This is a genomic window from Nocardia puris, assembly GCF_036051655.1.
Taxonomy (GTDB): domain Bacteria; phylum Actinomycetota; class Actinomycetes; order Mycobacteriales; family Mycobacteriaceae; genus Nocardia; species Nocardia puris.
In genome coordinates this window covers 6,238,593-6,260,419 of the sequence record NZ_CP107943.1, presented here as the reverse complement: position 1 = coordinate 6,260,419, position 21,827 = coordinate 6,238,593, and the positions used below count along the sequence as shown (strand labels likewise).

The 21,827-nt window shown below is 68.6% G+C and carries 21 protein-coding genes and 1 pseudogene; 20 read left to right on the top strand and 2 right to left on the bottom strand.

Annotation, left to right across the window (positions count from 1 at the left end; translation table 11 throughout):
• Positions 1 to 20: 20 nt before the first annotated feature.
• Positions 21 to 1,232 carry an MFS transporter gene (locus OHB21_RS28950; RefSeq protein ID WP_195124225.1) on the top strand — a complete coding sequence of 404 codons (1,212 nt, stop codon included), beginning with the start codon at positions 21 to 23 and terminating at the stop codon, positions 1,230 to 1,232.
• 44 nt (positions 1,233 to 1,276) lie between these two features.
• On the opposite strand, the gene OHB21_RS28945 is transcribed toward OHB21_RS28950, so the two are convergent.
• Positions 1,277 to 2,152 (bottom strand): LysR family transcriptional regulator, encoded by an 876-nt coding sequence (locus tag OHB21_RS28945; RefSeq protein WP_228788443.1) that lies wholly within the window; start codon positions 2,150 to 2,152, stop codon positions 1,277 to 1,279.
• Between the two features lie 120 nt (positions 2,153 to 2,272).
• Between OHB21_RS28945 and OHB21_RS28940 the strand changes: the two genes are divergently transcribed.
• Genes OHB21_RS28940 through OHB21_RS28920 form a run of 5 tightly spaced genes read left to right on the top strand, consistent with a single transcriptional unit; the run spans position 2,273 to position 7,166 of the window.
• The gene (locus OHB21_RS28940; RefSeq protein WP_067501652.1) at positions 2,273 to 3,715 is read left to right on the top strand and encodes a form I ribulose bisphosphate carboxylase large subunit; all 1,443 of its coding nucleotides are present in this window, start codon (positions 2,273 to 2,275) and stop codon (positions 3,713 to 3,715) included.
• Between the two features lie 11 nt (positions 3,716 to 3,726).
• Positions 3,727 to 4,149 (top strand): ribulose bisphosphate carboxylase small subunit, encoded by a 423-nt coding sequence (locus OHB21_RS28935; RefSeq protein WP_067502124.1) that lies wholly within the window; start codon positions 3,727 to 3,729, stop codon positions 4,147 to 4,149.
• Positions 4,139 to 5,146 (top strand): AAA family ATPase, encoded by a 1,008-nt coding sequence (locus OHB21_RS28930; RefSeq protein WP_195124224.1) that lies wholly within the window; start codon positions 4,139 to 4,141, stop codon positions 5,144 to 5,146. Before OHB21_RS28935 ends, OHB21_RS28930 begins: the two co-directional genes overlap by 11 nt.
• 16 nt (positions 5,147 to 5,162) lie before the next feature.
• Positions 5,163 to 6,257 (top strand): class 1 fructose-bisphosphatase, encoded by a 1,095-nt coding sequence (locus tag OHB21_RS28925; RefSeq protein WP_067501655.1) that lies wholly within the window; start codon positions 5,163 to 5,165, stop codon positions 6,255 to 6,257.
• A gap of 30 nt (positions 6,258 to 6,287) precedes the next feature.
• Complete coding sequence (locus tag OHB21_RS28920) at positions 6,288 to 7,166, top strand: phosphoribulokinase (RefSeq protein WP_067501658.1); 879 nt, start codon at positions 6,288 to 6,290, stop codon at positions 7,164 to 7,166.
• A 135-nt stretch (positions 7,167 to 7,301) separates the two neighbouring features.
• Here OHB21_RS28920 and OHB21_RS28915 read toward each other — a convergent pair whose 3' ends face one another.
• The gene (locus tag OHB21_RS28915; protein ID WP_067502129.1) at positions 7,302 to 7,778 is read right to left on the bottom strand and encodes a DUF6326 family protein; all 477 of its coding nucleotides are present in this window, start codon (positions 7,776 to 7,778) and stop codon (positions 7,302 to 7,304) included.
• Positions 7,779 to 7,929: 151 nt separating this feature from the next.
• Between OHB21_RS28915 and OHB21_RS28910 the strand changes: the two genes are divergently transcribed.
• From OHB21_RS28910 to nuoK, 14 genes and pseudogenes are all read left to right on the top strand, one after another.
• Positions 7,930 to 9,069: a sensor histidine kinase gene (locus OHB21_RS28910; protein WP_195124223.1), complete on the top strand. Its 1,140-nt coding sequence runs from the start codon at positions 7,930 to 7,932 to the stop codon at positions 9,067 to 9,069.
• Positions 9,066 to 9,722: a response regulator gene (locus tag OHB21_RS28905; protein ID WP_195124222.1), complete on the top strand. Its 657-nt coding sequence runs from the start codon at positions 9,066 to 9,068 to the stop codon at positions 9,720 to 9,722. Before OHB21_RS28910 ends, OHB21_RS28905 begins: the two co-directional genes overlap by 4 nt.
• Before the next feature lie 637 nt (positions 9,723 to 10,359).
• A complete protein-coding gene (locus OHB21_RS28900) occupies positions 10,360 to 10,809 on the top strand; it encodes an Rv3143 family two-component system response regulator (protein WP_067501670.1) in 450 nt (149 codons plus the stop codon).
• 450 nt (positions 10,810 to 11,259) lie between these two features.
• Complete coding sequence (locus OHB21_RS28895) at positions 11,260 to 11,640, top strand: NADH-quinone oxidoreductase subunit A (RefSeq protein WP_067501673.1); 381 nt, start codon at positions 11,260 to 11,262, stop codon at positions 11,638 to 11,640.
• 40 nt (positions 11,641 to 11,680) lie between these two features.
• The gene (locus OHB21_RS28890; RefSeq protein ID WP_067501676.1) at positions 11,681 to 12,235 is read left to right on the top strand and encodes a NuoB/complex I 20 kDa subunit family protein; all 555 of its coding nucleotides are present in this window, start codon (positions 11,681 to 11,683) and stop codon (positions 12,233 to 12,235) included.
• A complete protein-coding gene (locus OHB21_RS28885; RefSeq protein ID WP_067501680.1) occupies positions 12,232 to 12,957 on the top strand; it encodes an NADH-quinone oxidoreductase subunit C in 726 nt (241 codons plus the stop codon). Before OHB21_RS28890 ends, OHB21_RS28885 begins: the two co-directional genes overlap by 4 nt.
• Before the next feature lie 59 nt (positions 12,958 to 13,016).
• A complete protein-coding gene (locus OHB21_RS28880) occupies positions 13,017 to 14,339 on the top strand; it encodes an NADH-quinone oxidoreductase subunit D (protein WP_195124510.1) in 1,323 nt (440 codons plus the stop codon).
• The gene (gene nuoE / locus OHB21_RS28875) at positions 14,336 to 15,085 is read left to right on the top strand and encodes an NADH-quinone oxidoreductase subunit NuoE (RefSeq protein WP_084537206.1); all 750 of its coding nucleotides are present in this window, start codon (positions 14,336 to 14,338) and stop codon (positions 15,083 to 15,085) included. Before OHB21_RS28880 ends, nuoE begins: the two co-directional genes overlap by 4 nt.
• Positions 15,085 to 16,407, top strand: a complete 1,323-nt coding sequence (gene nuoF / locus OHB21_RS28870; protein WP_067501681.1) for an NADH-quinone oxidoreductase subunit NuoF — start codon at positions 15,085 to 15,087, stop codon at positions 16,405 to 16,407. Before nuoE ends, nuoF begins: the two co-directional genes overlap by 1 nt.
• A gap of 65 nt (positions 16,408 to 16,472) precedes the next feature.
• The gene (locus OHB21_RS28865; RefSeq protein WP_113975037.1) at positions 16,473 to 18,893 is read left to right on the top strand and encodes an NADH-quinone oxidoreductase subunit G; all 2,421 of its coding nucleotides are present in this window, start codon (positions 16,473 to 16,475) and stop codon (positions 18,891 to 18,893) included.
• Positions 18,886 to 20,130, top strand: a pseudogene (gene nuoH, locus OHB21_RS28860) (NADH-quinone oxidoreductase subunit NuoH); the annotation flags it as partial. The gene OHB21_RS28865 and the pseudogene nuoH, both read left to right, overlap by 8 nt.
• On the top strand, positions 20,122 to 20,709 hold the full coding sequence (gene nuoI / locus OHB21_RS28855; protein WP_456153870.1) for an NADH-quinone oxidoreductase subunit NuoI: 588 nt from the start codon (positions 20,122 to 20,124) through the stop codon (positions 20,707 to 20,709). The pseudogene nuoH and the gene nuoI, both read left to right, overlap by 9 nt.
• Positions 20,709 to 21,530: an NADH-quinone oxidoreductase subunit J gene (locus tag OHB21_RS28850; protein WP_067501685.1), complete on the top strand. Its 822-nt coding sequence runs from the start codon at positions 20,709 to 20,711 to the stop codon at positions 21,528 to 21,530. Before nuoI ends, OHB21_RS28850 begins: the two co-directional genes overlap by 1 nt.
• Positions 21,527 to 21,826 carry an NADH-quinone oxidoreductase subunit NuoK gene (nuoK, locus tag OHB21_RS28845; protein WP_067501688.1) on the top strand — a complete coding sequence of 100 codons (300 nt, stop codon included), beginning with the start codon at positions 21,527 to 21,529 and terminating at the stop codon, positions 21,824 to 21,826. The genes OHB21_RS28850 and nuoK overlap by 4 nt, the downstream gene beginning before the upstream one ends.
• The last annotated feature ends 1 nt before the right edge of the window (position 21,827 follow it).

Sequence of the window (21,827 nt, the reverse complement as noted above, 5' to 3'; positions counted from 1 at the left end):
CGACGGAAGGTCCAGCGCGGATGACGGTGTCGCGTCCACCCACCGGCAAACAACCGCTACCCGACCGGCGGATCATCGCAGCCCAGGGGCCGCTGCTGCTCGCGGCGGTCCTCGGGCTGTTTCCCTTCACGGTCTATTCGACCTATCTCGTGCCGATTTCCGACACCGTGGGCGCGGACGAAGCGGCCGTCGGATTTCTGCGCGGCCTCGGCGGCATCACGGCGCTGTTCGTCGGCGTCGCCGCGGCCCCGCTGCTGGCCCGGTGGCCGAAAAGGCGCGTGAGCGCACTCGCGCTGATCACGCTCGCAATATCCGGCCTCGTCGCCACCACCGGCGTCTTCGCGGCGCTGATCGTGTTCTGCGCCGGTGTCGGACTGTCCACCGCCCTGCTGACCCCGGCGTTGCTCACGCAGGCGACCGAGTCCTACGACGATCCCGCGAACGCCGGCCGCACGGCCACCCTGGTGACCGCCACCCAATCGCTGGCGGCGGTGGCGGCCGGACCGGTGATCGGCATGCTGGGGCTCTGGCGCGGATGGCAGGGCACGCTCTGGATCACCGCCGCTCTCGCCGTAGTGCTCGCTACCTGGTTTCTCCGCGCCACTCCCCCGCCCACACCGCCAGCGACGAAGCAGTTGGGCTACCTGGAGGCATTCGACCGGCTCCGCGCGAGACCAGATCTCTTGGCGATCATCGCCATTGCCGCACTACGGACCACCTCGTTCATGGGCTATCTCGCCTTCCTCGCCGCCTTCTATCACGACCGATTCGACTTGAGCGCCCAAGCGTTCACGCTGATCTGGACGGTGAGCGGCAGCGCGTTCTTCGCGGGGAACTACCTCGCGGGCCGATGGTGGCGCGCGGGCGAAGCGCTCGGCGACCGCCCACGCGCCGTCCTCACCACCGGCCTGCTCACCGCACTCCTCGCCGTCCTGGCCATCTTCCACACCACCGCCCTACCCGCCGCCGCGTTGGGCACGGCACTCCTCGGCTTCGCGCACGCGATCGTCGCCGCCCAGCTCACGACCCTCCTCGCGCATCGCGGCGGCGACCTCACCGCCGTCGCCTTCGCCGTCAACACCGCCGGGATGAGCCTCGGAGTGTTCGTGGGTGCGGCGCTCGGCGGGGTCGGACTGGCGCTCGGCGGGCACACCGGGATCGCGATCGCGTTGGCCGTTCCGGTGGTGGTCGCGGTGGGATTGGTCGGTCGAGGGGTTCGGTCGGCGGAGTAGCGCTCCGTCCTGATGGCAGGCTGAGCCCGCCGAGGCCGACATCTTCACCCCGGTAGGAACGCGTCGGAACCGACTTCGGCCGGGTCCATGATGTGCGCCAGGAAGAGCCGCGTCGTCGGGGTGGGCGTGCGGGTGGTGATGGCGTGCCAGGGCCGCGCGAGGGGCGTTCCGGGAACCGGGATCACTTCGAGGGCGCCCGAGTCGAGATGGTCGGCGACAGCGTCGCTGTGGATCAACGTGACGCCCAATCCCTCTCGCGCAGCGGCGATTACGGCACCGTGCGAGCCGAGAGTCAGGGTCGGCGGGGTGATGTTGAGAGTGTCGAGCAGTGTGAGCGTCGCTTCGCGCGTGCCGGACCCGCGCCCCCGCAAGAGCCAGGTGGTGTGCAGCGGGTCGACGTGACGGTGCGGCGAACCGACGACCACGAGGTCGCTCGGTCGGCGCGCGCGGGTGACCAACCCTGCGTCGCGCGGTGGCCGCCCCGCGATGACGAGATCCGTTTCATGGTGCAGCAATTCGGCGAACAGCGCGTCGCGGGGGTGCACCGAGAGGCTGAGTTCCACGTCGGGGAACCGATTGCGGAACTTGGCGAGGGGACGCAGCAGCACCGACTCCCCCGCCGTCGCGACGACCCCGATGCGCAGCCGCCCGATCTCGGCCTGCCGCACGGCCGCTCGCGCCTCCTGCATGAGCCCGAGGATGCGACGGCAGTAGTCCGCGTAGACGCGCCCCGCCTCGGTGAGCGTGATCCCCCGGCCCGCCTTCGCGACCAGTTTCGCGCCGAGCTGTTTCTCCACGTGCGACACGGCCGCCGACACCGCGGCCTCGGTGATGTGCAGCTGGGTGGCGGCGCGCCGGATACTGCTGTGGCGGGCGACGGCCAGGAATGTTTCCATCCGCGACGCGCTCACCATACCCATCCGTCGACGGTAACAAACTTCGACATTCGGTTGAGCATTACCAGGAACAATCAAATTGTTTGTGGTCGCGGGCCCCGTCATCCTGGAATTCGCAAGGCGCACAACGCTCCAGGAGGAACGATGGCCGAAGAATCCGAACGGGACCGGTGGGATCCGGGCGTGCAGTCGTACGCGTCGATGGGGTACTACAACCCGGACTACGTGCCGTCGGACACCGATGTGCTCGCCGTGTTCCGGGTGACGCCCCAGCGCGGTGTCGACCCCATCGAGGCGGCGGCGGCCGTGGCGGGCGAATCCTCCACTGCCACATGGACGGTCGTGTGGACCGACCGCCTCACCGCGCACTCGAAGTACCAGGCCAAGTGCTACCGGGTGGACGAGGTACCGGGCCGGCCCGGTGAGTATTTCGCCTACGTCGCCTACGACCTCGACCTGTTCGAGGAAGGGTCGATCACCAATCTCACCTCGTCGGTGATCGGAAATGTGTTCGGATTCAAACCGCTGCTCGCCTTGCGGCTGGAGGACATGCGCATTCCGGTGGCGTATGTCAAGACCTTCCAGGGTCCGCCGCACGGCACGGTGATGGAGCGCGAATACCTGAACAAGTACGGCAGGCCGCTGCTCGGCGCGACGGTGAAACCGAAACTCGGTCTCTCCGCCCGCAATTACGGCCGGGTGATCTACGAGGCGTGCAAGGGCGGCCTCGATTTCACCAAGGACGACGAGAACATCAACTCGCAACCGTTCATGCGCTGGCGCGACCGCTACCTTTTCGCGATGGAGGGCGTGAATCGCGCCACCGCCGAGACCGGCGAGATCAAGGGCCACTACCTCAACGTCACCGCCGCGACCATGGAGGACATGTACGAGCGGGCCGAGTTCGCCAAGGAACTCGGCAGCGTGGTGATCATGATGGACCTCACCGTCGGCTACACGGCGATGCAGTCCATGTCGCATTGGGCGCGCCGCAACGGCGTGCTGCTGCACCTGCACCGCGCCGGCCATTCGACGTTCACGCGCCAGAAGACGCACGGCGTGAGCTTCCGTGTGCTGGCCAAGTGGTGCCGGCTCATCGGTGTGGACCACCTGCACGCCGGCACGGTCGTCGGCAAGCTCGAGGGCGACCCCGCCACCACCAAGGGCTTCTATGACACGTTGCGGGAGCACCACATTCGTACCGAGCCCGCCAACGGCATCTTCTTCGATCAGGACTGGGCCAGCCTGCCCGGCGTGATGCCGGTGGCCTCCGGCGGCATCCACGCCGGGCAGATGCACCAGCTGCTCGACCTGTTCGGCGACGACGTGGTGTTGCAGTTCGGCGGCGGCACGATCGGCCACCCGCAGGGGATCGCGGCGGGCGCCGAGGCGAACCGGGTGGCGCTCGAGGCCGTGGTGCAGGCGCGCAACGAGGGCCGCGACCTGCTGAAGGAAGGCCCGGACGTGTTGCGCAAGGCCGCCGAGTTCTGCCGTCCGCTCGAGGTGGCGCTGTCCACGTGGGGCGACGTGACCTTCGACTACACCTCCACCGACGCGCCCGACGCGGTGCCGACGGCGAGCCGGTGAAAGGGGCCGAGATGTATCTGCGCCACGGAACGTTCTCCTACCTGCCCGAATTCACCGACGACGAGATCGCCGCCCAAGTGCGGTACGCGCTGCTCAACGGGTGGCCGGTCTCGATCGAGTACACCGACGACCCGCATCCGCGCAACGCGTACTGGGAGATGTGGGGGCTGCCGCTGTTCGATCTGGACGAACCCGACGGCGTGCTGGCCGAGATCAACGCCTGCCGAGCGACATTCCCGCGCCACTACGTGCGGGTGCTCGCCTACGACGCCAGCTACGGCAGGCAGACCACGGCGCTGAGCTTCCTGGTCCAACGCCCGCCCGAGGAGCCGGGTTTCGCGCTCACCCGCACCGAAGGACCGGACCGCCGGCAGACCTACGGCCTGCGCCCCTATGCCACCGATCGCCCACAGGGGCTGCGGTATGGCGGCTGAGGCCAACGGATTCCGCCTGCACCGGCCGGGGGGCGACTCCCGGCCGGTGCGGCCCTCCGCGCCCGAAAGCGACACGGAGGAAACGCTTCTCGGTGACGACGCGGTGCTCGACCTCTCCACCGACATCGCGCGACACGACGTGGAGGACACCCTCGCGCGCCTGGACGCCGAGCTGGTGGGCCTGGCGAACGTGAAACTGCGGGTGCGCGAGATCGCCGCGCTGCTGCTGATCGACCGCGCCCGCCAGCGTTTCGGGCTCAGCTCGACGCGACCCACCATGCACATGAGCTTCACCGGCGGGCCCGGCACCGGCAAGACCACGGTGGCGCTGCGCATGGCGCAGATGCTGCACGCGCTCGGCTACATCCGCAAACCCAAGGTGCACACCGTCACCCGCGACGATCTGGTGGGCCAGTTCATCGGCCATACCGCGCCGAAAACCAAAGAGGCGCTGGCGAAAGCGGCGGGCGGTGTGTTGTTCATCGATGAGGCGTACTACCTGTTCCGCCCGGAGAACGAGCGCGACTACGGGCAGGAGGTGATCGAGATCCTCTTGCAGGAGATGGAGAACGACCGCGCGAGCCTCGTCGTCATCTTCGCCGGCTACCCGGATCGCATGGAGACGTTCTTCTCGGCGAATCCGGGACTCTCCTCGCGCGTGGCGCACCATCTCGAATTCGCCGACTACACCCACGTCGAACTCATGGAGATCGCCGAATTGATGGTGGCGGGCGAGAATTTCCGGTTCGACGAGTCCGCCCGCGGCGCGTTCGCCGACTACCTCACGCTGCGTATGCAGCGGCCCCGGTTCTCCAACGCGCGCAGCGTGCGGAACGCCTTGGACCGCTGCCGGTTACGGCAGGCCAAGCGCCTGCTGGAACTGGACCGCCCGCTCACCAAAGCGGACCTGATCACGCTGGTCGACCGGGATGTGTTCGGCAGCAGCGTATTCGAGACCTCCCAGCCGGACGGGCCGACCGAGAGAGCCCCCGCATGACCGGATGAGTTGAGTTATGCCCGAAGGATTGAAGACCCTCACCCGCTACACGATCGAAGAGGAGCACCGCCACCCCGGCTCGTCCGGGGAGTTCTCCGCGCTGGTGAATGTGGTGGCCACGGCGACGAAGATCGTGGCCAATCAGGTCACGCGCGGCGCGATCGCGGGGTCGCTGGGCACCATGTCGGAGCCGGACAACCTGCCGCCCACCGTGCACCGCCGGTTGGACGCCATCACCAACGACATCGTGGTCGCGGAAACCCAATGGACGGGTCATCTTTCGGCGCTGCTCTCGGAGCAGATGCCCAAGGTGCGGGCGGTGCCGCGGACCCATCGGCGCGGGAAGTACCTGCTGGCGTTCGACGCGCTGGACGGGTCGAGCAATATCGACGTGAACTTGCCGGTGGGGACGATCTTCAGCGTGCTGCGCGCGCCGGAGGAGTTGCTCGCAGAGGACGCGCGCGAGCCGGCGCCCCTGGACTTCCTGCAACCCGGCACCGAGCAGGTGTGTGCCGGATTCACCCTGTATGGGCCCGCGACGATGCTGGTGCTCACCACCGGCGACGGCGTGGACGGGTTCACGCTCGACCGCGAGATCGGCGCGTTCGTGCTCACCCACCCGAGGATGCGAATCCCCGAGGACACTTCGGGTTTCGCGATCAACGCCGCCAACGACCGGTTCTGGGAACGGCCGGTGCGCCGCTATGTGCACGAATGCCTCGACGGCGTGAACGGCCCGCGCGGACGGTATTTCAACATGCGCTGGGTGGCCTCGCTCGTCGCCGACACGTTCCACATCCTCACGCGCGGAGGGGTCTACCTCTATCCGCGCGATACCCGCCCGCCGGCACGTGCCGGGCGGGTATCGCTGCTCTACGGGGCGAATCCGATCGCGTTCATCGTCGAACAGGCCGGTGGCGCCGCCATCACCGGCAGCGAGCGCGTGCTCGAGCTGAAACCGGAAGACGTGCACCAGCGCGTGCCGCTGATCTTCGGCTCCCGCAACGAGGTCGAACGCATCGAGCGCTATCACCGGGAACCCGACGAAGGTCCCAGCTTCGACAGGTCCCTGTTCGGCACCCGGTCGCTGTTCCGGCCGGGCGGCCACTGAATTCCGTTGTCCGACAAGTGAGGAGGTGCGATGTCGGTCAAACACCCCGTGGTCGCGATCACCGGTTCGTCCGGTGCGGGCACGACCAGCGTCACCCGGACCTTTCAGGAGATCTTCCGCCGCGAAGGTATCAACGCCGCGATCGTCGAGGGGGATTCGTTCCATCGCTACGACCGCGACGAGATGAAACTCGCGATGGCCGAGGCGGAGCAGAACCGTAATTTCCGGTTCTCGCATTTCGGTGAGGAAGCGAATCTGCTGAAGGAATTGGAGACGCTGTTCCGCGACTACGGGGAAACCGGCGTCGGTATGGTGCGCCGTTACCTCCACAACGATCGCGAGGCGAAACCCTATGGACAGCCGGCGGGGACGTTCACCCCGTGGGAGGAACTGTCGCCGGGCAGCGACCTGCTGTTCTACGAGGGGCTGCACGGCGCGGCCGTGACGTCCACCGTGAACATCGCCGAGCACGCGGATCTCCTGGTGGGCGTGGTGCCCATCATCAACCTCGAATGGACGCAGAAGGTGATCCGCGACAAGACCGAACGCGGCTACTCCAGCGAGGCCGTCATCGACACCATCCTGCGCCGCATGCCCGACTACGTCACCTACATCTGCCCCCAATTCTCCCGCACCTACGTCAACTTCCAACGCGTGCCCACCGTCGACACCTCCAACCCCTTCATCGCCCGGACCATCCCCACCGCCGACGAAAGTTTCGTCGTCATCCGCTTCGCCGACCCGAAAGTAATCGACTTCCCGTACTTACTATCGATGCTCCACGACTCCTTCATGTCCCGCCCCAATTGCATCGTGGTGCCGGGCGGAAAGATGGAACTGGCCATGCAATTGATCTTCACACCGCTGATCCTGCGGTTGATGGACAAGAGACCCCGACAAGCGCGGTGAGTGTTCAGCACCGCCCGCCGTCCTGATCTTCCGCATCGCGAGCCATCGTGGCCTCCTGCCGGTCCCGCCGCCAGGAGGCCACCACCGCGGCACCGAGGCGGACGGCGCCGAACGGGATGGGGACCGCCGTTGGGTTCAGGCCCGCTGCTGGGCGCGAACCGTTCCACCGCCCGGGTTGGTCGCCGACCCTGCGGTGCGGGGCCAGGTCCAGGCGGACCTGATGATGAAGGCGAGAAGGATAACTTCCAGGACGATGCCGAGGCCGTAGAAGAGCACCCACGACTCGCCCAGCACGTTGAATACCGTGACGGGCACGTAGAGCGCGGCCACGACGAGGTTCGCGAGGCGGGTCACCCCGGCGGGCAGCGTCATCGACAGCACGATCATGAGGATCGGGACGGCCATGAGAATCAGTGCTGTGGTCGAAAAGGTCTGGGAGAGGTCGAATTCGAAGACTTTGCCGTCGAGGATTTCTTGGACGACGCCGGGTGTGAAGAAGTTGAGAATGTCCACGTAGGCGTACAGGAACATGAAGCTCGTCCACGCCGCGGCAATCTTGGCTCGCACCGGGATCGGCTGGTCGTCCAGTGTGGTGGGGTGAGGTGTTCTCATCATGGGCTCCTCGGTTGTGGGTAGGTCCACGATCGCCGAGTGCGGCGGCGGGCACACCGGCCCGGAGGCTGGATTTCTGCCGCCGATGGCATGACTCGCTCTAGTTCTTTCGGTGGGTACGCCGAGGCGCGCCGAACTCTAGGCTGGAGCGGTGGTCACTCTCCGGCGCCCCCTCTGGCATGAGCCGCGGCCCGCGGACGCCCCACCCGTCGGTCGCCTCGACTGGCTGCTGGTGGGCCTGTTCGCGGCCGCCGCCCTGCTCGAAGGAGTCCTTCGACCGGACGTGGAGTGGCGCCTCCTCATGACCGTGCTCGCCCTCGCGGTGACGTCTGCCTTGCTCTGGCGGCGGGACCGCCCCCTGATGGCCGCCCTGGTCGGGTGGAGCCTCGCCGGGCTGCTCTCGGTCGTGCAGTTGGCCGCGCACACCGGGGACCTCGGCCTCCAGTCCATGATGGCCACCCTGATCCTGCTCTACTCCCTGGTGCGGTGGGGCTCGGGACGGGAAATCATCTTGGGGACGGCGTTCGTGACGGTCGTCACCGCGCTGGGGATGTACGCCGCCTCCTCGGGCTGGACCGACGTTTTCGGCGGGACCGTCCTGTTGCTGTTGTTCGTCGCTCTCGCGGCGGTGTTCCGCTTCCGCGCGGACCTCTGGCAACGTCAGCAGCGCGAGATCCGCAATCACGAGCGCGTGGCGCTGGCGCGCGAGCTGCACGACATCGTGGCCCACCACGTCTCGGCCATCGCGGTGCAGGCGCAGGCCGGTGGCGTGGTCGCCGGCACCCAGCCCGAGAAGGCCGCCGAGGTGCTGTCGGCGATCGAATCGGAGGCGTCGCGAACACTGGCGGAGATGAGGTCCATGGTGCGGGTGCTGCGTGCGGACGAAGGCGTCGACTACTCACCTCCCCCGGGTGTCGCGGACCTGCCCGCTCTGGCGCGCGCCGACGCGGCACCCACCGTCGAAGTCTCACTGGACAATTCGCTGACCCGGCTCGCGCGACCCGTCGACGCCGCGCTCTACCGGCTCGCGCAGGAATCGCTGACCAACGCCGTCCGTCACGCCCGGAGCGCGACTCGCGTCGCGATCGACGTGCGCCGCGAGGGCGACGCCGTCAGACTGCGTGTCATCGATGACGGGCAGACCGAACCGGGGCCTGCCCCCGAGCCCGGGTTCGGCCTGCTGGGCATGGCCGAACGCGCCCAGCTCCTCGGCGGATCACTCTCCGCGGGGCCGGGGCCCGAAGGTGGCTGGGTGGTCGAGGCCGTGCTGCCCGCGGAGGCACCGGCATGAGCATCCGCGTGGTCGTTGCCGACGATCAGGACTTGGTCCGGACCGGGCTGGTGATGATTCTCAGCGCGCAACCTGGAATCGAGGTCGTGGGCGAAGCGGCGGACGGGCTCGCGGCGCTCGACCTGGCGACCCGGCTGCGTCCCGATGTCCTGCTCGTCGACATTCGGATGCCCGGGCTCGACGGCGTAGAGGTGACGCGGCGGCTGGCCGGACCGGACGTGCTGGACCCAATGGCGGTCGTGGTGATAACCACCTTCGACCTCGATGAATACATCCTGGGCGCCCTGCGCGCCGGCGCCCGCGGGTTCCTGCTCAAAGACGCCGGACCGGAGCTGCTCGTGCAGGCCATCCACGCGGCGGCCGACGGGGACGCCCTGATCGCCCCCAACGTCACCCGCCGACTACTGGCGACCTTCGCCGACCAAGCCCCGGCGGTACCGGTCCAGCCCATCGACCCACTCACCGAGCGCGAGGAGGAGGTACTCGCCCTGGTGGCCCGAGGCCGGACCAACGCCGAGATCGCCACCGAGCTCTTCGTCGGCCTGAGCACGGTCAAGTCCCACGTCGCCTCCCTGATGACCAAGCTCGGCGCCCGCAACCGCGTCGAGATCGCGATGTGGGCGCACGACACCCGCCGCGTACGAGCCGATTAGCGGGTGGCCCGTCTTCTACCCCGAACACGGCCGCCATTCGACATCGGCCGCTGCTTCTCAGCGACCGTGAGGCGAAGCCGTCGCCACCAACCCAGCTTCCCCGGCAGAAACCGAACACCTCCTCACGGTCTGCACCCGCGCCGCCAACCACCCGTCACTCACTCCCGATGTGGGACAACGGCTTACAACCTGGTGCGTTGATCACGCCACCACTCTCATGCCGGCCGCAATCCGGATCGCAACCCAGGTGGAATCCCCCGCCCCGCTGCTATCAGCAATCGAACACCTCGCCACCCACCTCGATTCCAGTACCGAAACCCTGACGAGGTTGCACGACGACATCCCGTACCCGACACAAGTACTCGCACCTGTCGCCGCCACCCTCACACAGGCGCTTGTTCAGCGATACCGGCGTCCACCCAAGGAGGTCAGCGCCTCAACAATCTCGCGGTCCGGTTGGGTGAGCTGGAACGCCGGGAGGACGGATCGGCCGCCGCCGAGGAAGCCCTCAGCATCTACCGCTCACTGGCCGAAAGACGGCCAGTGGTGTTCACAACCCATGTCGAGCGAGTCCAGCGAATCGTCGACTGGCTTAGCTCAAACCAAGATTGACCCCCACCACGCGATCTCACCGAACATGCCGCGCAGGGGGTGGGGGCGGACGTACCATCCCACCGTGGCTGACTCAACGCGCTCCACCGCCCTGCGGGTGCTGGTCTACAGCAACGACGCCGACACGCGGCAGCAAGTGATGGCCGCGTTGGGGAGGAACCCGCACCCCGAGCTCCCCTCTCTCGAGTACCTCGAGGTGGCGACCGCGCCGGTTGTCATCGAGCAGATGGATGCCGGGGCGATCGATCTCGCCATCTTGGATGGGGAGTCGGCGCCGGCCGGGGGGCTCGGGATCGCGAAGCAGTTGAAGGACGAGATCGCGGAGTGCCCGCCGATTCTGGTGCTCACCGGGCGGCCGGATGACGCGTGGCTGGCGTCGTGGTCGCGGGCCGAGGCGGCGGTGGCGCATCCGATCGATCCGATCCGGTTGACCGAGGCCGTCGTGACGCTGCTGCGCAGCCGTAGCGCCGCCTGATTCATAGCTTTCGCTCATCACCGAGAACAATGCGGCCACCGCCGCCAGCAGAGCGACCGATGAGCAAATCTCACCAACGCGCGGAATCCCCCGCCGCGCACACTCACGCGCGCCCAGCCGCCCGCACGACACGCGCCGGCAACTCATCGGTGACTCAGATACCCAGCGGTAACAACACCGCATAGCAGAACTCCAGCACAGCCCACGAATACGTCACGTGACACCGAAGCCCGATTAGCCCACTTCGGTCATGAATCGTAGTTCCGAATTCGATCAAACATCCGATCTCAAAGGCATCGGCGGCCCCGGCAACGGTTGTAATCTGTGCCGTAGCTCACACCGGCGCGTGTGCGACATCAGCCCGTCGCACCAGGCCGACGGGCCTGGCCGAGGCCACCGTCCACGCCGCCGCCACGGAGCTCCGTGCCCCAAGGAGGGGGAAGTGCTGTCGTGAACCTGGAATCGCCGACCCTGGTACTCGGCGCGATCGCCGCGGCGTTCGCGGTGTTCTCGCTCGTCATGGCCGCCCTGATCGGCCCCAAACGCTACAACCGCGCCAAACTCGAACCCTACGAATGCGGCATCGAGCCCACCCCGCACGCCGTCGCGGGCGGGCCGGGAAGTGTTACCGGACAGCGCTTTCCGGTGAAGTACTACCTCACGGCGATGTTGTTCATCATCTTCGACATCGAGATCGTGTTCCTCTACCCGTGGGCCGTGCACTTCGACGCGCTGGGGCTGTTCGGGCTCGCCGCCATGGCGCTGTTCATCTTCAACGTCTCCGTCGCCTACGCCTACGAGTGGCGCCGCGGCGGGCTCAGCTGGGACTGATCGCAATGAAACGCAGTCCGCGTCACGGGAGTTGGTCGTAATGGGTCTCGAGGAGAAACTGCCCAGCGGGTTCCTGCTGAGCACGGTGGAGGATTTCGCCGGCTACCTGCGCAAGGGGTCGCTGTGGCCGGCCACCTTCGGCCTGGCCTGCTGCGCGATCGAGATGATGGCCACCGGCGGTGGGCGTTTCGATATCGCGCGCTTCGGCATGGAGGCGTTCCGCGCGTCCCCGCGCCAGGCCGATCTGATGATCGTCGCCGGACGCGTGAGCCAGAAGATGGCGCCGGTGCTGCGGCAGGTCTACGACCAGATGACCGAGCCCAAATGGGTGCTGGCCATGGGGGTCTGCGCGTCCTCGGGCGGGATGTTCAACAACTACGCCATCGTGCAGGGCGTCGATCACGTGGTGCCGGTGGACATCTACTTGCCCGGCTGCCCGCCCCGCCCGGAGATGCTGCTGAACGCGATTCTGGCGCTGCACGCCAAGATTCAGGAGATGCCGCTCGGCGTGAACCGCGAGGAGGCCATCCGCGCCGCCGAGCAGGCCGCGCTCGACACCACCCCCACCATCCGGATGGAGGGTCTGCTGCGATGAGCGCCGACGCGAAAGACCAGGCCGCGACCGCGGGCCCGGAAGGCACCCCGCCCGAGACCGGCGGTGAGCTGATCGGCGTGCGGCGCGGCATGTTCGGCATCTCCGGCACCGGCGACACGTCCGGCTACGGCCGCCTGGTCCGCCCGGTCACGTTGCCGGGCAGCTCCCCCGAACCGTATGGCGGGTACTTCGACGAGGTCGTCGACGCGCTGCGCACGGCGCTGGCGGGCGCGGACACCGCGTTCGAGACCGCTCTGGAGAAGGTCGTGGTGTTCCGCGGCGAACTCACCCTGCACGTGCGGCGCGACCACCTCCAGGCGGTGGCGCGCGCGTTGCGTGACGACGCCGCACTGCGTTTCGAGCTCTGCCTCGGCGTGAACGGCGTGCACTACCCCGACGACACCGGCCGCGAACTGCACGCCGTCTACCACCTCATGTCGATCACGCACGGCCGCCGGGTGCGCGTGGAAGTGGCCGCGCCCGACGACGATCCGCACATCCCGTCGCTGTTCGACGTGTATCCGACCACCGACTGGCACGAACGCGAGACCTACGACTTCTTCGGCATCCTCTTCGACGGTCACCCGTCGCTGACCCGCATCACCATGCCGGACGACTGGCGCGGGCACCCCCAGCGCAAGGACTACCCGCTCGGCGGGATCCCGGTCGAATACAAGGGCGCGCGCATCCCGCCGCCCGACGAGCGGAGGGCGTACAGCTAGTGAACGACATCGACACCCAGCCCGGCGCGCGCACCACCGGCGCCGGGCCCGACCCCGCCATGACCGACTCGCGGGAGCCCGCCATGAACAGCTTCGAACCCACCGTCGTCACCGTCGGCGGTCAGGACTGGGACGCGGTCACCGAAACCCTCGGAGCCGTCGGCGAAGAGCGCATCGTCGTCAACATGGGTCCGCAGCACCCGTCCACGCACGGCGTGCTGCGCCTCATCCTGGAGATCGAGGGCGAGACCGTCACCGAGGCCCGCTGCGGCATCGGCTACCTGCACACCGGCATCGAGAAGAACCTCGAGTTCCGCAACTGGACCCAGGGCGTCACGTTCGTGACCCGCATGGACTACCTGTCCCCGTTCTTCAACGAGACGGCGTTCTGCCTGGGCGTGGAGCGGCTGCTCGACATCACGGACCGGATTCCGGAGCGCGCCACCGTGATTCGCGTGATGCTGATGGAACTCAATCGCATCTCCTCGCATCTGGTGGCGCTGGCCACCGGCGGCATGGAACTGGGCGCGCTCACCCCGATGCTGTTCGGGTTCCGTGAACGCGAACTCATCCTCGACGTCTTCGAGACCATCACCGGTCTGCGCATGAACCACGCCTACGTCCGGCCGGGCGGTGTGGCGCAGGACCTGCCCGACGACGGCGTGCAGAAGGTGCGCGACCTGCTGGCACTGATGCCGAAACGCCTGCGGGACATGGAACATCTGCTCACCCAGAACCCCATCTGGAAGGCGCGCACCCAGGATATCGGCTACCTCGACCTCACCGGCTGCATGGCGCTCGGCATCACCGGCCCGGTGCTGCGCTCGGCGGGGCTGCCGCACGATCTGCGCAAGGCCCAGCCGTATTGCGGTTACGAGACCTACGAATTCGACATCCCCACCACCACGGGCTGCGACTGCTACGGCCGCTACCTGATCCGGGTGGAGGAGATGAAGGAGTCGCTCAAGATCGTCGAGCAGTGCCTGGACCGGTTGCGGCCGGGCCCGGTGATGATCGAGGACAAGAAGCTCGCCTGGCCCGCCGACCTGCAACTGGGCAAGGACGGCCTGGGCAACTCCCCCGCCCATATCGGACGCATCATGGGCACCTCGATGGAGGGGCTGATCCACCACTTCAAGCTCGTCACCGAGGGCATCCGCGTCCCGGCGGGGCAGGTGTATTCGGCGGTGGAGTCGCCGCGCGGCGAGCTGGGCGTGCACATGGTCAGCGACGGCGGCACCCGGCCCTACCGGGTGCACTTCCGCGATCCCTCGTTCACGAATCTGCAAGCGGTGGCGGCGATGTGCGAGGGCGGCATGGTCGCCGACGTCATCGCCTCCGTCGCGAGCATCGACCCGGTGATGGGTGGTGTGGACCGATGACGACAGCGGCACGCAGCGATACCACGGGCAACGGCGGCGGATCCCCGATCCTGCTGCGGCTGTCCACCCGGCCGGAACCGTATCCGCCGTTCGTGCGCGACCGGCTCGAGGCCGACGCACAGGAGATCATCGCCCGCTACCCGCACCCGCGCTCGGCGCTGCTGCCGCTGCTGCACCTGGTGCAGTCCGAAGAGGGGTTCGTCTCCGGCACCGGAATCGACTTCTGTGCCGAGCAATTGGGCCTCACCGGCGCGGAAGTCACGGCGGTGGCGACGTTCTACTCGATGTTCCGCCGCGCCCCCACCGGCGACTACCACGTGGGCGTCTGCACGAACACGCTGTGCGCGGTGATGGGCGGTGACGCGATTCTGCGGGCGCTGGAACAGTATCTGGGCATCCACCACGGCGAGACGACCGCCGACGGCGCGATCACCCTCGAGCACATCGAGTGCAACGCGGCCTGTGACTACGCCCCCGTGGTGATGGTCAATTGGGAGTTCTTCGACAACCAGACCCCTGATTCGGTGCGTGCCTTGGTCGACGCGCTGCGCGCCGGACAGCGGGTCACGCCCACGCGCGGCGCGCCGCTGTGCACGTTCCGGGAGACGGCGCGCATCCTCGCGGGCTTCCCCGACCCGCGCCCCGGCGCTCTCGACGGCGCGCCCGGCCCCGCCACGCTCGCCGGCCTCGAGGTCGCCAAGGAGCTCGATATGCGAGCGCCGCAACCGGATTCGGAGGGCCTGTGATGACCACCCTCACCCCGGTGCTGTCCCGCCACTGGGACGACCCCACGGCGTGGACCCTCGACACCTATCGCCGCAACGACGGCTACGAGGGCTTGCGCAAAGCGTTGCGCATGGACCCGGACCAGGTGATCCAGACCGTCAAGGACGCCGGGCTGCGCGGTCGCGGCGGCGCGGGCTTCCCGACCGGCATGAAGTGGGGGTTCATCCCGCAGGGTCCCGGCCCCGACGGCGCGGTGAAGCCGCACTACCTCGTGGTGAACGCCGACGAGTCCGAACCCGGTACGTGCAAAGACATTCCGCTCATGATGGCCACCCCGCACACGCTGATCGAGGGGGTGATCATCGCCGCCTACGCGATCCGCGCGGCCACCGCGTTCATCTACGTGCGCGGTGAGGTGGTGCCGGTGCTGCGCCGCCTGCACGCGGCGGTCGCCGAGGCCTACGCGGCCGGATTCCTCGGCCGCGACATCCTCGGCTCCGGCTTCGATCTGGAACTCATCGTGCACGCCGGCGCGGGCGCCTACATCTGCGGTGAGGAGACGGCGCTGCTCGACTCGCTCGAGGGCCGCCGCGGCCAGCCCCGCCTGCGCCCACCGTTCCCCGCCGTCGCCGGCCTCTACGCCTGCCCGACGGTGGTGAACAACGTGGAGTCCATCGCGAGCGTGCCCGCGATCCTGCACCGCGGCACCGAGTGGTTCCGGTCCATGGGTAGCGAGAAATCACCCGGGTTCACGCTGTATTCGCTCTCGGGACACGTCGCCCGGCCGGGACAGTACGAGGCGCCGCTCGGCATCACGCTGCGCGAACTCCTGGGCTATGCGGGCGGAGTTCGCGCCGGGCACCGGGTGAAGTTCTGGACGCCGGGCGGGTCCTCCACACCGCTGTTCACCGAGGAGCACCTCGACGTGCCGCTGGACTACGAGGGCGTCGCGGGCGCGGGCTCCATGCTCGGCACCAAGGCGTTGCAGATCTTCGACGAGACCACCTGTGTGGTGCGCGCCGTGCTGCGCTGGACCGAGTTCTACGCCCACGAATCGTGCGGCAAATGCACGCCGTGCCGGGAGGGCACGTACTGGCTCGTGCAGTTGCTGAAGCGGGTCGAGCAGGGCCGGGGCACCGAATCGGATCTGGACAAGCTGCTCGACGTGAGCGACAGCATCAACGGCAAGTCGTTCTGCGCGCTGGGTGACGGTGCGGCGAGCCCGATTCTCTCCTCGCTGAAGCACTTCCGCGAGGAATACATCGACCATGTGCGCGGCGGAGGGTGTCCCTTCGATCACTCGCGCTCGACGGTCTGGGCCGAGGCAGGAGGGGTGCAGTGACCACGTCATCGCGCAACGAGCCCGTCGGGGTCACCGGAGGCTCGAAGGAACCCGCCCCCGTCGACATGGTGTCGCTCACCATCGACGGCGTCGCCGTCAGCGTGCCCGCCGGGACGCTGGTCATCCGCGCCGCCGAACTGATCGGCGTGCAGATCCCCCGCTTCTGCGACCACCCGCTGCTCGACCCGGTCGGCGCCTGCCGCCAGTGCCTGGTCGACGTGGAGGGCCAGCGCAAACCGGTCGCCTCCTGCACGCAGACCGTCGCCGAGGGCATGGTGGTGCGCACGCAGCTCACCTCTCCCATCGCCGAACGCGCGCAAGAGGGCGTGATGGAGCTGCTGCTCATCAATCACCCCCTCGACTGCCCGGTGTGTGACAAGGGCGGCGAGTGCCCGCTCCAGAACCAGGCCATGTCCACCGGTCGCCCCGAAACGCGTTTCGAGGGTGAGAAACGCAAGTACCCCAAGCCGATTCCGCTGTCGAGCGCCGTGCTGCTGGACCGCGAACGCTGCGTGCTGTGCGCGCGCTGCACGCGATTCTCCCAGCAGGTGGCCGGTGATCCGTTCATCGAGCTGATGGATCGCGGTGCGCTGGAACAGGTCGGCACCGCGCAGGCCGAGCCGTTCGACTCCTATTTCTCCGGCAACGCGGTGCAGATCTGCCCGGTGGGCGCGCTCACCGGCACCAGCTACCGGTTCCGCGCGCGCCCGTTCGATCTGGTGTCGAGTCCGAGCGTGTGCGAGCACTGCGCGTCGGGCTGCGCGCAGCGCACCGACCACCGGCGCGGCAAGGTCCTGCGCCGCCTCGCGGGCGACGACCCGCAGGTCAACGAGGAGTGGAACTGCGACAAGGGCCGCTGGGCGTTCACCTACGCCACCGAACGCGACCGCCTCGCCACCCCGCTGGTGCGCGGCTGGGACGGCGAACTGCACGCCGCGTCCTGGTCGGAGGCGCTGGCCGCGGCGGCCGAGGGCCTGGCGTCGGCATACGGCAGCGCGGGCGTGCTGGTCGGCGGACGGGTCACCGAGGAAGACGCCTACGCCTACGCGAAGTTCGCCCGAATCGCCCTGGGCAGCAACGACATCGACTTCCGCGTCCGGCCCCACTCCGCCGAGGAGGCCGACTTCCTGGCCTCCTGGGTCGCGGGACACGGCGTCACCGTCGACTACGACACGCTCGAGCGCGCGCCGATCGTACTGCTCGCCGGCCTGGAGCCGGAAGAGGAATCGCCGATCATCTACCTGCGGTTGCGCAAAGCCGCCCGCAAACGCGGCTTGCCCGTGTTCTCCCTCGCTCCCTACGCCTCGCGCGGGCTGGACCGCATGGCGGGCACGCTGCTCGCCGGCGCGCCCGGCGCGGAACCGCACCTCCTGGACGCGCTGCGCTCCGGCGAACCGGCCGACGACGAGTTCACCAAGGTGGGGCGACTGCTGCGCGAACCGGGTGCGGTGATCCTGGTCGGTGAGCGGATGGCGGGTGTGCCCGGCGCGCTGTCGGCCGCTGTCCGGCTCGCGGCCGACACCGGCGCGTCCCTCGCCTGGGTGCCGCGCCGGGCCGGTGAGCGTGGCGCGGTGGAGGCGGGTGCGCTCCCGGGCCTGCTTCCCGGTGGCCGCCCGGTCACCGATCCCCTTGCGCGACACCAGGTTCGCGAGGTGTGGAACGTCGACGACCTGCCCGCCGCGCCCGGACGCGACACCGCCGCGATCCTCGACGCGGCCCCCTCGCTCGGCGCGCTGGTCGTCGGCGGCGTCGACCTCGCCGATCTGCCCGATCCCGCCGCCGCCCTGGCCGCCGTCGACGCCGCCCGCTTCGTGGTGAGCCTGGAACTGCGCGAGAGCGCGGTCACCGCGCGCGCCGACGTGGTGTTCCCGGTGGCGAGCGCGATGGAGAAGTCCGGCACGTTCCGCACGTGGGAGGGCAGGCCGCGCCGTTTCGACGCCGCACTCGGCGCGTCCACGGTCCGCCGCCAAGCCGCCCCGCTCGCGGATCACCGTGTGCTGCACGCCATTGCCGACGAGATGCGAGTGCGCCTCGACCTCCCCGACGCCGCCGCCGCGCGTGCAGAGATGGCCGAACTCGGCGTGTGGGACGGGCAGCCCGTCGCCCCGCCCGCGCACCGCGCGCATCCGCTCACCCAGCCGCCGCCCGGCACCGCCGTGCTGGCCGGCTGGCGGATGCTGCTCGACAACGGCCGCATGCAGGACGGTGAACCCAACCTCGCCGGCATCGCCCGACCCCCGGTGGTGCGGCTGTCCCCCGCCACCGCCGCCGAAATCGGCGCCGCCACCGACGATCCCGTCACCGTGTCCTCCGAACGCGGCCAGATCACGCTGCCGCTGCTGATCACGGACATGCCCGACCGGGTGGTGTGGCTGCCGCTGAACTCGCCCGGCAGTTCGGTGCCCGAACAGCTCGCCACCCAGCCGGGCGGCGTCGTGCACGTGCGCCGCGCCGACGAGAGGATGAAGGAGCACCGCCATGAGTGATCCGGCTCTGTTCATCGCGCAGACCGCCGACCCCGACGGTCTCGCGCTCTTCGGGCACGACCCGTTCTGGCTGGTGCTGGTCAAGGCGCTCGCGGTGTTCGTGTTCCTGCTGATGATCCCGCTGTTCGCGGTGCTCATCGAACGAAAAGTCGTGGCGCGCATGCAGATGCGCATCGGCCCCAACCGGGTCGGGCCGTTCGGCATCCTCCAGAGCGTCGCCGACGGCGTGAAGATGGCGCTCAAAGAGGACATCGTCCCGGCCATCGTCGACAAGCCGATCTACATTCTCGCGCCGATCATCTCGGTGATCCCGGCGTTCATGGCGTTCGCGGTGATGCCGTTCGGCGGTGAGGTGTCGATCTTCGGGCACACCACCGCGCTGCAACTCACCGACCTGCCGGTCGCGGTGCTCTACATCCTGGCCATCACCTCCATCGGCGTGTACGGAATCGTGTTGGCGGGCTGGGCTTCCGGCTCCACCTACCCGCTGCTGGGCGGCCTGCGCTCCACGGCACAGGTGATCTCCTACGAGATCGCCATGGCGCTGTGCTTCGCGGCGGTGTTCCTGCACGCGGGCACCATGGCCACCTCGGGCATCGTGTCCGCGCAGGACCGCACGTGGTTCGTGTTCCTGCTGCTGCCCTCGTTCCTGATCTACTGCGTGTCGATGGTCGGCGAGACCAACCGCGCGCCGTTCGATCTGCCCGAGGCCGAGGGCGAACTCGTCGGCGGCTTCCACACCGAGTACTCGTCGCTGAAGTTCGCGATGTTCATGCTCGCCGAGTACGTCAACATGGCGACCGTGTCGGCGCTGGCCACCACGCTGTTCCTCGGCGGGTGGAGCGCGCCGTGGCCGTTCAACATGATTCCCGGCGCGGACGCCGGCTGGTGGGGCCTGTTCTGGTTCACCGCCAAGGTGTGGACGTTCCTGTTCGTGTTCATCTGGTTGCGCGGCACGCTGCCCCGCCTGCGCTACGACCAGTTCATGAATCTGGGCTGGAAGCTGTTGATCCCGGTATCGCTGCTGTGGGTGATGCTGGTGGCCACCGCGCGCCTGCTGCGCCAGGAGGGCTACGAGTGGGCCACCGGTGCGCAGATCGTGGCCGGCGCGGTGATCACCGCGCTCATGATCGGCATGTTCCTGCGCGCGGGCCGCCGCAAGGGCGCGCCCCCGCCACCGGAGGAACCGGCGCCCAAGGGCGTGTTCCTCGGCTTCCCGACGCCGCCGATCCCCGCCGACGCGCATCGCGTCGACAGTTCGAGTGGCAATCCGCTGGAACCGCTTTCGGGGTTCGCGGTCACCGCGGCGACGATGTTCAAGAAGCCCAACACCGAGCTCTATCCGGAGCAGAAGGTCCCCACCGCGCCCCGCTACCACGGCCGCCACCAGCTCAACCGCTACCCGGACGGGCTGGAGAAGTGCATCGGCTGCGAGCTGTGCGCGTGGGCGTGCCCGGCCGACGCCATCTTCGTGGAGGGCGCCGACAACACCGAGGAGGAACGCTTCTCCCCCGGTGAGCGGTATGGACGGGTCTACCAGATCAACTACCTGCGCTGCATCGGCTGCGGCCTGTGCATCGAGGCGTGCCCGACCCGCGCGCTCACCATGACCAACGAGTACGAGCTCGCCGACGACAACCGCGCCGACCTCATCTACGAGAAGGACCGGCTGCTCGCGCCGCTCGAGCCGGGCATGACCGCCCCGCCGCACGCCATGTATCCCGGCGCGACCGAGACGAACTACTACCTGGGTGAGATTCCGGACGGCGACGAGAGGCGCACCGCCGCGGCGGGCGCGGAAGGAGGTGCGCGGTGATGACCCTGCTGCTGGCCGCCGAACCGCTCACCACGACCTCCACCGCCGAGGCCGTGCAGTTCTGGGTGCTCGCCCCGTTGGCGGTGCTGGGTGCGCTCGGCATGGTGTTCTCCGCCAAGGCCGTGCATTCGGCACTGTGCCTGGCCGCCACCATGATCGCGCTCGCCGTGTTCTACATCGCCCAGGACGCGCTGTTCCTCGGCGTGGTGCAGATCGTGGTGTACACGGGCGCGGTGATGATGCTGTTCCTGTTCGTGCTCATGCTGGTCGGCGTCGACTCCGCCGAATCGCTGAAGGAGACCATCCGCGGCCAGCGCTTCGCGGCCGCGGCGGTGGGGCTCGGGTTCGGGCTGCTGTTCGTAGCCGGGATCGCGACGGGCGTGCGCAACTCCGGAATCGTCTTCCCCGCTTCGGGTTTCGCCGGACGCGACGTGATCGGCGAACTCGCGGAGCTGATCTTCGTGCAGTACGTGTGGGCGTTCGAACTCACCGGCGCGCTGCTGATCACCGCGACCATCGGCGCGATGATCCTCGCGCACCGCGAGCCGTTCGCCCCCCGCCCGACCCAGCGGGAACTCTCGCACCGCCGGTTCCGCGACGGCAACAGCCGCGCCACCCCGCTGCCCACCCCGGGCGTCTACGCCCGCCACAACGCGGTCGACGCGCCGGCCCGGCTGCCCGACGGCTCGTTCGAGGAGCACTCGGTGAGCACGATCCTGCGGCACCGCCGCACCCGGGCGCTCGAGGAGGCGGCCGTGCTCTCGGTCGGCTCCGGCGAGACCAACGGTCACGAGCCCGTCGACGAGGAAGGAAGCCGGTGAACCCCGAGAACTACCTGTTCCTCTCCGCGCTGCTGTTCACCATCGGCGCGGCCGGAGTGTTGTTGCGGCGCAACGCGATCGTGGTGTTCATGTGCGTGGAGCTGATGCTCAACGCGGTGAACCTCGCGTTCGTCACCTTCGCCAGGATGCACGCGAACCTCGACGGTCAGGTGTTCGCGTTCTTCACGATGGTGGTGGCCGCCGCCGAAGTCGTCGTCGGCCTGGCCATCATCATGACCATCTTCCGCGCCCGCCGCTCGACCTCGGTCGACGACGCCAACCTGCTGAAGTTCTGAC